The sequence below is a fragment of the Burkholderia sp. ABCPW 111 genome (assembly GCF_000773065.1).
GTDB classification, from domain to species: Bacteria; Pseudomonadota; Gammaproteobacteria; order Burkholderiales; family Burkholderiaceae; genus Burkholderia; species Burkholderia savannae.
In genome coordinates this window covers 18,651-31,130 of the sequence record NZ_JPWT01000084.1, presented here as the reverse complement: position 1 = coordinate 31,130, position 12,480 = coordinate 18,651, and the positions used below count along the sequence as shown (strand labels likewise).

At 63.6% G+C, this 12,480-nt stretch carries 13 protein-coding genes, 1 tRNA gene and 1 pseudogene; 9 read left to right on the top strand and 6 right to left on the bottom strand.

Going from position 1 to position 12,480, the window contains the following annotated elements:
* Positions 1–717 precede the first annotated feature (717 nt).
* The 5 genes from X946_RS19610 (at position 718) to X946_RS19590 (ending at position 4,230) form a co-directional block, all read left to right on the top strand.
* Entirely contained in the window at positions 718–1,041 is a 324-nt protein-coding gene (locus X946_RS19610; RefSeq protein WP_038750970.1) for a type II toxin-antitoxin system MqsR family toxin, read from the top strand.
* Between the two features lies 1 nt (position 1,042).
* A complete protein-coding gene (locus X946_RS19605) occupies positions 1,043–1,480 on the top strand; it encodes a type II toxin-antitoxin system MqsA family antitoxin (protein ID WP_038750968.1) in 438 nt (145 codons plus the stop codon).
* 325 nt (positions 1,481–1,805) lie between these two features.
* Entirely contained in the window at positions 1,806–2,354 is a 549-nt protein-coding gene (locus tag X946_RS19600) for a PAAR domain-containing protein (RefSeq protein WP_038750967.1), read from the top strand.
* A 224-nt stretch (positions 2,355–2,578) separates the two neighbouring features.
* Positions 2,579–3,106, top strand: coding sequence for a VRR-NUC domain-containing protein (locus X946_RS19595; RefSeq protein ID WP_235364042.1), 528 nt, complete (start codon positions 2,579–2,581; stop codon positions 3,104–3,106).
* 5 nt (positions 3,107–3,111) lie between these two features.
* Positions 3,112–4,230, top strand: coding sequence for a DUF3396 domain-containing protein (locus tag X946_RS19590; RefSeq protein WP_038750964.1), 1,119 nt, complete (start codon positions 3,112–3,114; stop codon positions 4,228–4,230).
* A 63-nt stretch (positions 4,231–4,293) separates the two neighbouring features.
* Here X946_RS19590 and X946_RS36345 read toward each other — a convergent pair.
* From X946_RS36345 to rph, 6 genes and pseudogenes are all read right to left on the bottom strand, one after another.
* Positions 4,294–4,401: pseudogene (locus tag X946_RS36345) on the bottom strand (helix-turn-helix domain-containing protein); the annotation flags it as partial.
* Complete coding sequence (locus X946_RS19585; RefSeq protein WP_235364041.1) at positions 4,377–4,976, bottom strand: tyrosine-type recombinase/integrase; 600 nt, start codon at positions 4,974–4,976, stop codon at positions 4,377–4,379. The gene X946_RS19585 and the pseudogene X946_RS36345, both read right to left, overlap by 25 nt.
* 154 nt (positions 4,977–5,130) lie before the next feature.
* Positions 5,131–5,218, bottom strand: a tRNA-Ser gene (locus X946_RS19580).
* 128 nt (positions 5,219–5,346) lie between these two features.
* Complete coding sequence (gene hemW, locus X946_RS19575; RefSeq protein WP_038750963.1) at positions 5,347–6,564, bottom strand: radical SAM family heme chaperone HemW; 1,218 nt, start codon at positions 6,562–6,564, stop codon at positions 5,347–5,349.
* The gene (gene rdgB / locus X946_RS19570) at positions 6,561–7,187 is read right to left on the bottom strand and encodes an RdgB/HAM1 family non-canonical purine NTP pyrophosphatase (protein WP_038750962.1); all 627 of its coding nucleotides are present in this window, start codon (positions 7,185–7,187) and stop codon (positions 6,561–6,563) included. Before rdgB ends, hemW begins: the two co-directional genes overlap by 4 nt.
* A gap of 1 nt (position 7,188) precedes the next feature.
* Complete coding sequence (gene rph, locus X946_RS19565; protein WP_038750960.1) at positions 7,189–7,920, bottom strand: ribonuclease PH; 732 nt, start codon at positions 7,918–7,920, stop codon at positions 7,189–7,191.
* A 171-nt stretch (positions 7,921–8,091) separates the two neighbouring features.
* Here rph and X946_RS19560 point away from each other — a divergent pair, with 171 nt between their 5' ends.
* The 4 genes from X946_RS19560 (at position 8,092) to X946_RS19545 (ending at position 12,404) form a co-directional block, all read left to right on the top strand.
* Positions 8,092–9,015, top strand: a complete 924-nt coding sequence (locus tag X946_RS19560; protein WP_038750959.1) for a YicC/YloC family endoribonuclease — start codon at positions 8,092–8,094, stop codon at positions 9,013–9,015.
* 6 nt (positions 9,016–9,021) lie between these two features.
* The gene (gene gmk / locus X946_RS19555) at positions 9,022–9,705 is read left to right on the top strand and encodes a guanylate kinase (protein ID WP_038750958.1); all 684 of its coding nucleotides are present in this window, start codon (positions 9,022–9,024) and stop codon (positions 9,703–9,705) included.
* 60 nt (positions 9,706–9,765) lie between these two features.
* A complete protein-coding gene (rpoZ, locus tag X946_RS19550) occupies positions 9,766–9,969 on the top strand; it encodes a DNA-directed RNA polymerase subunit omega (RefSeq protein WP_006025620.1) in 204 nt (67 codons plus the stop codon).
* Between the two features lie 65 nt (positions 9,970–10,034).
* Positions 10,035–12,404: a RelA/SpoT family protein gene (locus X946_RS19545; protein WP_038750956.1), complete on the top strand. Its 2,370-nt coding sequence runs from the start codon at positions 10,035–10,037 to the stop codon at positions 12,402–12,404.
* Positions 12,405–12,480: the final 76 nt, after the last annotated feature.

The window sequence follows — 12,480 nt, the reverse complement described above, 5'->3', positions numbered from 1 at the left end:
AAGGCACCCGAAAAAGTATCCGGCGGATTTTGAAAATCTGCGACTTTTCTTGGAAGCCAATGACAGCTTGGTTGGCCCGCAAACCCTTGTCCGGCTTGGCTTTGCGGCATTTCTTGAGAGGCGGGGGAGGCGTGCGCTGGCGGAAGCGGTGTCATGCAAACTGCCTTGTGTATCAACGGTTTCGTGGAAAAAAGTGAAAAAGTACCCGACCAAGTACCCAGAAAAATAGACCCTTTCGTCCTATAAGGCTTTGACCGGCTTCGATAATGTCGTCTCCGCCTTTTGTTCCGCCAAACTGCCTTATTTGGCAAGGGGTTCGGGATTTCTGGTTCCGAAAGTACTCTATTTAGTACCCGGATAAGGCGTCCATTGTGCAAATGATGCCAGGCGTCTTTGCTTCACCGCAGGAGCAGAAATCGTTGGAGAGTTGGAGATAATCGTCAAAGTCGGCCGAAAAGCCTTATCCAGTAAGACTTTCCTTGTCTCCAAGTGTATCTCCAGAACACCAATTTTCTTGGAGAGAGAGTTGGAGGCAGATAGTCGAGTTCATCGATCCCACTTGGTTGCTTCGAGAATTGCTTCGCTGTCTGGAGCGCTGCGCGCAAAGAAATTTCTCCCCCGCCACGGCGCTTGAAGGGGCGGAAAGCGCGGGCGATGTGTCCGCCGCACGGAGATCGGCAGCTTGCAAAAATAACCCTTATAGGGTAATGTTTGTGCATGGAGAAGAACACGCCGCACTACAAACTCGCCACCGTTCAGGCCACCGTCGCCAGGTTGGGGGCAGCCGCGTTCACGAAGACTGCCCTTGATGGCGGAAGAGCCATGGGGCTCACCAGCGCGGACATGCTTGCCGTCGTTGCTGGCTTAAGTTCCGTGTCACATAGGCGTGGCGGCAATTTCTTCAAATCCATGACCACCTACGGCGATCACACGGTATGGCAGGACGTGTATCACGCGGGCACGCCCAACGGCAAGTTGGCCTACATCAAGATTACCGAGCGAAGCGACGGGGCGCCGGTCATTCAGTTCAAGGAGAAGTGACATGAAACATCGCAACTGCGCGAACTGCGGCACCCGGAATGGCATGACGCGGTTCGAGAACGAATCTTTTACGATTCAGCACGAAACATTCAGCGCCCAAGTTCACGGACTGTCTGGCTGGCGCTGCAAGGCATGCGACGAGGTTGAATTCGATCCGCAAAGCGCGATGCGGTACGCAGAAGCCGGTGACGCGCTGGTGCTCCAGGCACGCGAGCACACGCAGCATGAAATTCGTCGCATTCGCAAGAAACTGCATCTGAGCCAAGTGCAGGCCGCTCGCTTGACCGGTGGCGGACACAACGCCTTCTCGCGTTATGAGAGCGGCGATGCCACGCCCGTGGCGGCCGTGGTCAATCTGCTGAAGCTGCTGGATCGTCAGCCGGAGCTCTTGAAGGTGTTGGTGGATGCGCCTGTTGTCGAAGTGCAGTTGAATAGATGAACGCAACGGACTGCATCAGACGACGAGTTGCTGATGCTGTTCCGATGCCAAATTGACACAGGAAGCTGGCGGCGCAGCCGCCAGCTTGGCTGATTGTTTGAGCGCATTGTGCGATCAGCGAATCGTGCTTCCAACGGATAGAGGATCTACCTACGTTAGGAAGCGGGTGAGACATACTTCGCGGCGCTGCCCGCGATCAAATCAGCAGCACGACTGCCTCGGGCGATCTGAGCGAGGCCGCTTCTTGCCCGTCAACATTGACAGGATAGTTGCCCTTCTTCGTCACATGCTAAAGTCCTCGCGGATTTTCCACTGAGGATTCGGCATGGGTTCTGCACTCATCCGGGAAGGTGACACGACTTCCCACGGTGGCCGTGTGCTGGCGGGCACGTCGACCAACATCGTTTATGGAAAGCCGCTGGCGCTTGAGGGTGACATGGTGTCGTGCCCGAAGTGCGGCGGCATCTACCCCATCGTTGGCGTACGGAATCGGAGCATGACGTTTGGCGACAGGCCGGTGGCGACCGAAGGCGACAAGACGGCCTGCGGCGCGACGCTGATCGCCTCGCAAGGCACGGCGACGGTTGAGCTGACGTCGGGAGCGGGTGGGCCGGTCGGCACGGGGAAAAGCGTGGTTCCGTTGTCGGCGGCACGGGGCAACGAGACATACCGTGGACGCTTCCAACTCGTCGACGACAAGACGCGCGAGCCCATCGCGAATCATCCATACACGGTGACGTCAGCAGACGGCCAGACGATTCAGGGCACCACTGACGCTAGCGGCCATACGGATTGGTTGAGCACTCATCAGGCATCGTCGCTCACATTCAATCAACCGGGCTCGGCTCGAACTGCGGGCGTGGAAGAAGCATGAGCGGCGGGTATTCGGGTGGTTCGGCGGTTGGGGGCTCGGGAAGCGGCGACGGGCAAACGACCGTCGTAGGTGCGACAGAGGGCCTTTCGCCAAACGACAAGAAGGTGCTCTGCGACGCATTGTGCAAATGCAGCGCCATTGGCGTCGCGACTCGGGGTGGCGGACGCATACTTAGACAAGCATGCGTCGCGCAGCGGCTGGACCTGGCGAACGAAACGTCGCGCATGATGAGCGGCAACCCGACGGAATACTTGCCGGAAGTCTCGTATGACATGAGGCAGGAGCCGCCCGCCCCGATCATGTCGGACGACGATCCACTGCAATCGCACGACTCGCTGTTGGACTGGATTCGCGATAAATGGCCGGGGAGGATAGGGGGCTATCGCAGGGACAAAGCAGCAGGCGGTCCCGGCGTTCGCCGGCCCGACGTTGTTATCGTGCATGATCCTTCTCAGCCACCCGTACAATCGAATATCAAGAAGGTGGTAGAGATGAAATTCGACGACGGCTTTGGGAAAGGGCAAAGAGATTCGTACGTTCGCATTGCCGGCAGCAGAAGCAAGTATGCTCCGCTGAGTCGAGCCAACTGCGGGTGTTCGGACAAACAGTCCGAGGCGCAATCGGCCCGCTCAACACAGAGCCATTCCGCAACCGATGATGTTTTCGGGAACGACGCAGGAAGCCATAGCAGCATGGGGCCGTCAGGGCTGCCACTTCCTCCGCAAAACCCCGGCGTTTCCGTATTTCCCTAAAGATCATGACGCATGACGAGCTGGTGGCGTGGGCCAATGATCCACGACGACAAGACACTCTCCCATTCGGGCTTTACGAGCCTGCGTATCAAAAGGCGATCGTAGGCGCGGCGCTAGTCGTGCGCGGCGCGCTGTACTTCAAAGGCGGCCACACCCAGGCCGTTCGGCAAGCGCTTGTGCGTTGCTACGATCGTTACCTGACGACGATTACAGACTACGAATCCGCGTCTGCGAAGGCTGCGGGGCTTGAGCCGCCCAAGGTCGGACCGATGCGCTGGTTCTACGAAGAGGGCAAGAGCCCGGTGGCATTCGACAAGGCTCGTGGCTTCCCGCGACTGGCAAGCGAATTGCCGAGTGGTCAAATCCTTGTGTCCATGACGACGAGTGCGGACCACAAGCTCGCAACAGGTTTTTACGAGTTCTCCGTGTTCTGCCTAGAAGACTGGCAAGCCGCAATGGAAATCCGCGGCCTCGACGTAATGGTGTTCACCGTTCCGCGACGTTTCCTGCAAATTTGCCCTGGTGCATTTGAGGCAATGTTTGCGGAGTTCGCCACAACGGTTCCAACCATTTGGGGACACGGTGGATTCGGCGTGAATCTTCCCCCGCTCGAAACTGAGGCGAATGAAGCGAGCGAGTATTTTTGGTGCCGGCGGTACGGCCCAGGTATCGACGTCGGAGAACCCGCCAGCACCTCTATTCGTGACCTAACGGGCAAGATCAAGACCGTTGACTGGTTGACGGCGCTCGATGCCGATCTCGTTCGCAGCGCTGGCGGTGCGGACAGCTTGATGCTTCCCCCGGACTGGTTCCGCAAAACGCCGCTTGGTGATGGCGGCCTCATCATTCAGGCGGGTACGGAGCCGGTCGCAGGTGTACCAGTGGGGAACGGGATACCCCCTCGTCCTCCCGCCGCGTATGTACTGCTGAACCACGCGTTGCGTCCGATCGTGGCGGACTCGTCCGATATCCTGCAAAGCGGCACGATAGATAGCACCGCGCCCCTGCTTAATACGCGCGTGGCAACGGAAGCATGGTTGCAGCGCTTCAACGTACCAGACGGCGAACTTAACGGCTACTGGGTCGAACTTCACAAGACGCAGAAACTCTCGCCGTCCTCTTAAGATGCTCTAACGAACAAGAACGGGCCTTGCGGCCCGTGAGAAGTGACTTTGGACGATCGCACGTTACGCCGCGTCACGTATCCGCATGATCGTCTGGCGGCTTGTGCCATACCGTTTCGCGAGGCTCGCGACGCTCGCCCCCTCGCTCAATTGGTGGCGTACCTCTTCTCGCCGTCGCGCAGGCCACGAACCTTCGCCCAATCCAGCACGTTTTCGATTCGGCCGCGCAGGCGCGATGCGGTCTCATTTTTCGTTAGCCAGATCGGCTCAAGCACTCGACGCACGAGGTCCGTGTCGATGTCGGCGGGGCGCAATGCGCCGATGATGGGATAGGCGTAGGTCGCGAGGGTGTTCGTCCACTGTTGCGTGTGCTTCGGATTCACCCATTCCGCACTACGCGCCTCGATAAACGCCGTGGCGCACTGCTTGAAATTCAGCGCACGGGCTGCGTCGATCTTGCGGCGGGCCTTCTCCTGCTTGCGCAGCATCGCAGGATCGTTGCCGCCCTGCACGGCCGCGCGATGCTCGTTCCGTGCCGCTCTTGCGGCCTCTAGCGTGACGCGTGGATATGGGCCGATCTGTATCAAGCCTTCGCGGCCGTCCGGCTTCATGTACCGGAATTGCCAGTATTTCAGGCCGTTCGGTTTGACTTGTAACGCAAGACCTCCGCCGTCGTTGAGACGATAGACGCGTTCGCGCGGCTTGGCCGCGCGGCATTGCAGATGACGTAGGAGGCTCTCAGGCATTGTCGTTATAGGTCCAAAAAGTACCCGGAAAAGTACCCGGAAAAATCTGGAATTTTACGACTTTTCTTGGAGGCTTACGAAAGCTTGGATGGCCTGCAAACCCTTGTCTGGCTTGGTTTTGCGGCATTTCTTGAGGGGTGGGGAAAGCGTGTCCTGGCGGAAGCGGTGAGATTCGAACTCACGGACGGTTGCCCGTCGCTGGTTTTCAAGACCAGTGCCTTAAACCACTCGGCCACGCTTCCAAGGCCGTGCATTGTAACCGAAATGGCGCGCGAATCGTCGGCGTCGCCGCGTTCGATTCGCGCGTTTGCGCATCGGCCGCTCGTTCTTCGGCCGAGCGTCGCCTGGGTGCAGATCGAGCGTCAGCCGGTCATTCGTCGCGCAGGAAAAGCGCCTGCAGATCGTTGAGGAAGCGCTGGCCGAGCGGCGTCGGCGCGATGCGCACGTGATCGCGGACGATGAGGCCGCGTCGCTCGGCTTGCGCGAGCGCGGGCTCGATCGCGGCGAGCGACATGCCGGTGCGTTCGGCGAAGCTGTGCACGGGCACGCCTTCGACGAGCCGCAGCGCGTTCAGCATGAACTCGAACGGCAGATCGCGCGGCCCGACTTCGCGTTCCTCCTGCACCGCCGCGCCCGCTTTCGCCTGCTCGATGAATGTCGCCGGATGCTTGTAGCGCGCCTGACGCAGGATTCGGTTCGGAAACGACAGCTTCGTGTGCGCGCCCGCGCCGATGCCGAGATAGTCGCCGAAGCGCCAGTAGTTGAGGTTGTGCTTGCACTGCCGATGCGGCTTCGCGTAAGCGGACACCTCATAGCGCGCGTAGCCCGCCTGCGCGGTGCGCTCGTGCAGCCAGTCCTGCATGTCGGCCGACATGTCGTCGTCCGGCACGGCGGGCGGGAACTTCGCGAAATACGTGTTCGGCTCGAGCGTCAGGTGATAGAGCGACAGATGCGGCGGCGCGAACGACAGCGCGGTTTCGAGATCGGCGCGGCATTCGTCGAGCGTCTGGCTCGGCAACGCGAACATCAGGTCGAGATTGAAATTGTCGAACGTGCGCGCGGCGATCTCGACCGCGGCGCGCGCCTGCGCGGCGTCGTGGATTCGGCCGAGCGCCTTCAGGTGCGCCTCGTCGAAGCTCTGGATGCCGATCGACAGGCGATTCACGCCGCTCGCGCGGAATTGCGCGAACTTCGCCGCCTCGAACGTGCCGGGGTTCGCTTCGAGCGTGATTTCGGCGTCCGCGTCGAGCGGCAGCAGCGCGCGCACGTCGGAAAGCAGCCGGTCGAGGCCCGCCGCCGACAGCAGGCTCGGCGTGCCGCCGCCGATGAACACCGTATGCACCTGGCGTCCCCAGACGAGCGGCAGTGCGTGCTCGAGATCGGCGCGCAGCGCGTCGAGATAGTCGCGCTCGGGCAGCGCGCCGCCGTCCTTCCATTCGTGTGAATTGAAGTCGCAATACGGGCACTTGCGCACGCACCACGGGAAATGCACGTACAGCGCGAGCGGCGGCAGCGACGCGAGCCGGATCTTGCCGGGCGCGGCGAACGTCGCGACGACGCGCGCGCCGTTGGCGGCGGCGTCGCTCATCGAATCTCTCCGAGCCGCGCGACGAGCGCTTTCAGCGCGAGCGCGCGATGACTGACCGCGTTCTTCGCGGCCGGCTCGAGCTCGGCCGCCGTCGCGCCGAGCGCCGGCACGAAGAAGTGCGGATCGTAGCCGAAGCCGTGCGCGCCGCGCGGCGCATCGACGATCTCGCCCGCCCAGCGGCCTTCGGCAACGATCGGCTCCGGATCGTCCGCGTGGCGCACGAGCGCGAGCACGCAGCAGTAGTACGCACGCCGGTCGGCGACGTCGCGCAGTTGCTCGACGAGATACGCGTTGTTTGCCGCGTCGCTCCTCTCGCGGCCGGCGCGCTGCGCGTAGCGCGCCGAGTAGACGCCCGGCGCGCCGAGCAGCGCGGGCACGCACAGGCCGGAATCGTCGGCGACGGCGGGCAGACCCGTCGCGCGCGACGCATGGCGCGCCTTCGCGAGCGCGTTCTCGACGAACGTCACGTGCGGCTCGTCGGCTTCCGATACGCCGAGCTCACCCTGCGGCACGACAGCGATGCCGGCCGTCGAGAAGAGGGCGGCGAACTCGCGCAGCTTGCCGGGGTTGTTCGACGCGAGGACGATGCGCGAGAGCGCGGCGTCGTTCGATGCGTGCGACATCTCAGGCCTCCAGCGCGGCGCGCTGCAGGCGCACGAGCTCGCCGATGCCGGCTTGCGCGAGGTCGAGGAGCGCGTTCATCTCGGCGCGCGAGAACGGCGCGCCTTCCGCGGTGCCTTGCACCTCGACGAAGCCGCCCGCGCCCGTCATCACCACGTTCATGTCGGTGTCGCACGCGGAATCTTCGTCGTAATCGAGATCGAGCACGGGCTCGCCGCCGAACACGCCGACCGAGATCGCGGCGACGTAGTCGGTGATCGGCGAGCGCGCGATCTTGCCCGCCGCGACGAGCTTCGTCACCGCGTCGTGCGCGGCGACGAACGCGCCCGTGATGCTTGCCGTGCGCGTGCCGCCGTCGGCCTGGATCACGTCGCAGTCGAGGTGCAGCGTGCGCGGGCCGAGTGCGTTCAGATCGAACACCGCGCGCAGCGCGCGGCCGATCAGGCGCTGAATTTCCTGCGTGCGGCCCGTCTGCTTGCCGCGCGCGGCTTCGCGGTCGCTGCGCGTGTGCGTCGCGCGCGGCAGCATGCCGTATTCGGCCGTGAGCCAGCCCTGGCCGCGATCGCGCAGGAATTCGGGCACCCGCTCGGCGACGCTCGCCGTGCAGATCACTTTCGTATCGCCGAACTCGACGAGCACCGAGCCTTCCGCGTGCTTCGTGTAGTGGCGCGTGATGCGCACGTCGCGCAGTTGGTCGGCGCGGCGGCCGCTCGGGCGTGGGGAGGAATTCGTCATCGGGGCAATGTGCAGAGGAGAAAGCTGAATTTTACCGCGCGCACGGCGCGTCGGCCCGGCGGGTCCGGCCCGCAAAAATGGGATAATGGCTGTTTCGCGCCCCGCGCCTCGCAAGCGCCGGGCGTCTCGAATCCTCCTGGCCCGCTGGGCCATCAAACGACGGGACGAACGATGATCTACAGCATGACGGGCTACGCGAGCGCGACGCGCGATCTCACGACGGCCTCCGGCAACGGCGGCACGAGCGTATCGGTCGAACTGCGGACCGTGAATTCGCGGTTCCTCGACCTCAATTTCCGGATGCCGGACGATGTGCGCGCGTGCGAGCCGGCGCTGCGCGAGATGCTGATGAACAAGCTGTCGCGCGGCAAGGTCGACGTGCGCATCAATTTGCAGCGCGGCGACCAGAACGTGAACGCGGGCGCGCTGAACCACGCGGCGCTCAGCCAGCTCGCCGAGCTCGAGCGCGCAGTGCTCGACGCGTTTCCGGGCGTCGGCCGCCTGCGCTCGGGCGAGATCCTGCGCTGGCCCGGCGTGCTTGCCGAGAGCGGCGTGTCCGCCGAGGCGCTGCGCGAGGCGGTGCTCGCATGCGGCAAGGAAGCGATCGGCGAGCTCGTCGTCGTGCGCTCGCGCGAGGGCGCGCAGCTCGCGGCGATGCTGCTCGCGAACGTCGCGGAGATGGAGGCGATCGTCGCGCGCATCGCGCCGCTCGTGCCGGAGCTGATCGCGAAGCACCAGCAGAAGATCGTCGAGCGGCTGCAGGAGGCGCTCGGCATCGCGGCGCCGGTAGGCAGCGCGCCCATCGCTTCGCGCGAGGAGGCGGCCGAGCGCATTCGTCAGGAAGTGACGATGTACGGCATCCGCATCGACATCGCCGAGGAGCTGTCGCGCCTCACCGCGCATCTGAACGAGACGCGCCACGTGATCGAGAAGGGCGGCCGCGTCGGCAAGCGTCTCGATTTCATGATGCAGGAGCTGAACCGCGAGGCGAACACGCTCGGCTCGAAGGCGGCGGCGAAGGAGCTCGCCGACGCGTCGATGGCGCTCAAGCTGCTGATCGAGCAGATGCGCGAGCAAGTGCAAAACCTGGAGTAACGCAACATGACCGATTCGAACCGCGACGGCGCGGCAGCGCATTCGCTGCACGTCGGCGTCTATCCCGGCAATCTCTTCATGGTCGTCGCGCCGTCGGGCGCGGGCAAGTCGACACTCGTCAACGCGCTCTTGTCGAAGGATTCGGAGATTTGCCTGTCGATTTCGTACACGACGCGCAAGGCGCGCCCCGGCGAGCAGGACGGCCAGCATTACCACTTCACGACGGTCGAGGATTTCCGCGAGCGTCATGCGCGCCACGAGTTTCTCGAGAGCGCCGAAGTGCACGGCAACTACTACGGCACGTCCCGCGTCTGGATTGAAGAGCAGATGAAGAACGGCCACGACGTGCTGCTCGAAATCGACTGGCAGGGCGCGCAGCAGGTGAAGAAACAGTTCCGCAACGCGGTCGGCATCTTCATTCTGCCGCCGTCGCTCGCCGCGCTCGAGGAGCGCCTGAAAAAGCGCGGGCAGGACGAGCCGAACGTGATCACGCGGCGCCTGCTCGCGGCGGGCAGCGAGATCGCGCACGCCGCGGAAGCGGAGTACGTCGTCATCAACGAAACCTTCGAGCACGCGCTTGCCGAGCTCGAGTGCATCGTCGCCGCGACGCGCCTGCGCTTCACGTCGCAATATGCGCGGCACACCGAACTTTTCGTCGAGCTCGGCATTCATCTGCCGCACGCGGAGTGACGGCGGCGAACGAGGCACATAAGGTAGAATAAGGAACATATTCAGAAGGAACGACCCAACATGGCTCGCATAACCGTTGAAGACTGCCTGAAGCAGATTCCGAACCGCTTCGAACTGGCACTCGCCGCCACTTATCGCGCGCGGCAGCTCGCGCAAGGCCATACGCCGAAGATCGAAAGCCGCGACAAGCCGACGGTCGTCGCGCTGCGCGAGATCGCGGCCGGCCAGGTCGGTGTCGAAATGCTGAAGAAAGTGCCCGTTTAAGGCACACTCGGTTTCTTCAGCCATGTAGTCCACGCGCAACCGACGAGCGAACCCAGGAGGCGAAAATGAGCACCACACCATCGTCCGCCTCCTCGGGGGCCGGGCACGCCGAGGCCACCGCACCGTCCCCCGCGCGTCAATATATCGACGCGGTCCTCGAACAGTCGTTTCGCCATCTGTTCGGGCCGACCGCGACGCCGGAGCAGCCGCGCAAGCACGGCGTCGTTTCCATCGCGAAGCTGACGGCCGCGCTTGCCGATTACCTCAGTCCTGAGGAAATCAAAGAGGTCAAGGCGGCGTTCCACTTCAGCGACGAAGCCCACCTCGGCCAGTATCGCCAGAGCGGCGAACCCTACATCACCCATCCCGTCGCCGTCGCGGAAATCTGCGCCGGCTGGAAGCTCGACGCCCAGGCGATCATGGCGGCGCTCTTGCACGACGTGATGGAAGACCAGGGCGTGACGAAGAGCGAGCTCGCCGAGCGCTTCGGCCCCAAGGTCGCGGAGCTGGTCGACGGGCTGTCGAAGCTCGACAAGATGGAGTTCAGGAGCCGCGAGGAAGCGCAGGCGGAAAACTTCCGCAAGATGCTGCTCGCGATGGCGCGCGACGTGCGCGTGATCCTCGTGAAGCTTGCCGACCGCCTGCACAACATGCGCACGCTCGGCGCGGTGCCGATGGAAAAGCGCCGCCGCGTCGCGCGCGAGACGCTCGACATCTACGCACCGATCGCGCACCGCCTCGGCCTGAACAACACGTATCGCGAGCTGCAGGACATGAGCTTCGCGAACTTCAATCCGCATCGCTACGCGACGCTCGAAAAGGCGGTGAAGGCCGCGCGCGGCAATCGCCGCGAAGTGATCAGCAAGATCCTCGAGTCGGTGCAGCGCGCGATGGCGGACGCGAAGATCGACGCCGAGATCACCGGCCGCGAAAAGACGATCTTCAGCATCTACAAGAAGATGCGCGACAAGCAGCTGTCGTTCTCGCAGGTGCTCGACGTGTACGGCTTCCGGATCGTCGTCGAGCATCCGCTCGACTGCTACACGTGCATCGGCGTGCTGCACGCGCTCTACAAGCCGGTGCCGGGCAAGTTCAAGGATTACATCGCGATTCCGAAGGTCAACGGCTATCAGTCGCTGCACACGACGCTCGTCGGCCCGTTCGGCGCGCCGATCGAGTTCCAGGTGCGCACGCGCAAGATGCACGAGATCGCGGAGGCGGGCGTGGCCGCGCACTGGCTGTACAAGAACGGCGGCGCGGATCTGAACGACGTGCAAAAGCGCGCGCATCAATGGCTCAAGTCGCTTCTCGACATCCAGAGCGAGGCGGGCGATTCGAGTGAATTCCTCGAGCACGTGAAGATCGACCTGTTCCCGGACGCGGTCTACGTGTTCACGCCGAAGTCGAAGATCATGGCGCTGCCGCGCGGCGCGACCGCGCTCGACTTCGCATACTCGATCCACAGCGATCTCGGCAACCAGTGCGTCGCCGTGAAGATCAACAACGAACTGCTGCCGCTGCGCACCGAGCTCAAAAGCGGCGACATCGTCGAGGTGATCACCGCGCCGTACTCGAAGCCGAACCCTGCGTGGCTCGGCTTCGTGCGCACCGGCAAGGCGCGCTCGGCGATCCGGCATTATCTGAAGACGATGCGCCTGAACGAGTCGGTGCAACTCGGCGAGCGCCTCGTCGACCAGAGCCTGAAGGGCTACGGGCTCGCGCTCGCCGACGTCGCGCCCGAGGTGTGGGAAAAGCTCGTGCAGTGGACGGGCAACAAGAGCCGTCAGGAGATCTTCGCGGACATCGGTCTGGGCCGCCGAGTGGCCGCCGTGATGGCGAAGCGAATCGAAGTGCTGATGAGCGGGCGCGATGCGGACGACGATCTGCCGCGCGCCGAGCGTCACGCGGCCAACCACGCGCCGCCCGTCGTGATCACCGGCACGGAGGGGATGTCGGTGCAGTTGTCCGCGTGCTGCCGGCCGATTCCGGGCGACGACATCATGGGCTACATCGGCATCGGGCTCGGGATGGCGATTCATACGACGGCCTGCCGCGTCGCGCAGCGCATTCACCGGCGCGATCCGGGCCGCTGGATCGACGTCGCATGGGCGCCGCAGCCGGGCCGCCTGTTCGACGTCGCGGTGAAGGCGCTCGTGAAGAACACGAAGGGCATTTTCGCGCGCGTCGCGGCGGACATCACGTCGGCCGACGCGAACATCGTCCATATCGCGATGGACGAGGATCTGACGCACGAATCGACGGTGTTGCGCTTCGTGATCCAGGTGAGCGATCGCGTGCATCTTGCGAACGTGATGCGCCGCGTTCGCACGAATCCGGACGTGATGCGGATCATGCGCGAGCGCTCGAACGACGACGTCGTGCATGCGCGCCACGACGGCGGGATGCGGATCGATCGCGAGCGGCAGGATTACTAGCGTGCGGATGGCGCCCGGCGCGGGCGCAGGCAAGCGCGGCATCGGCGGCCTTCGGGCCGCCGTTTTCGTCTGGAGC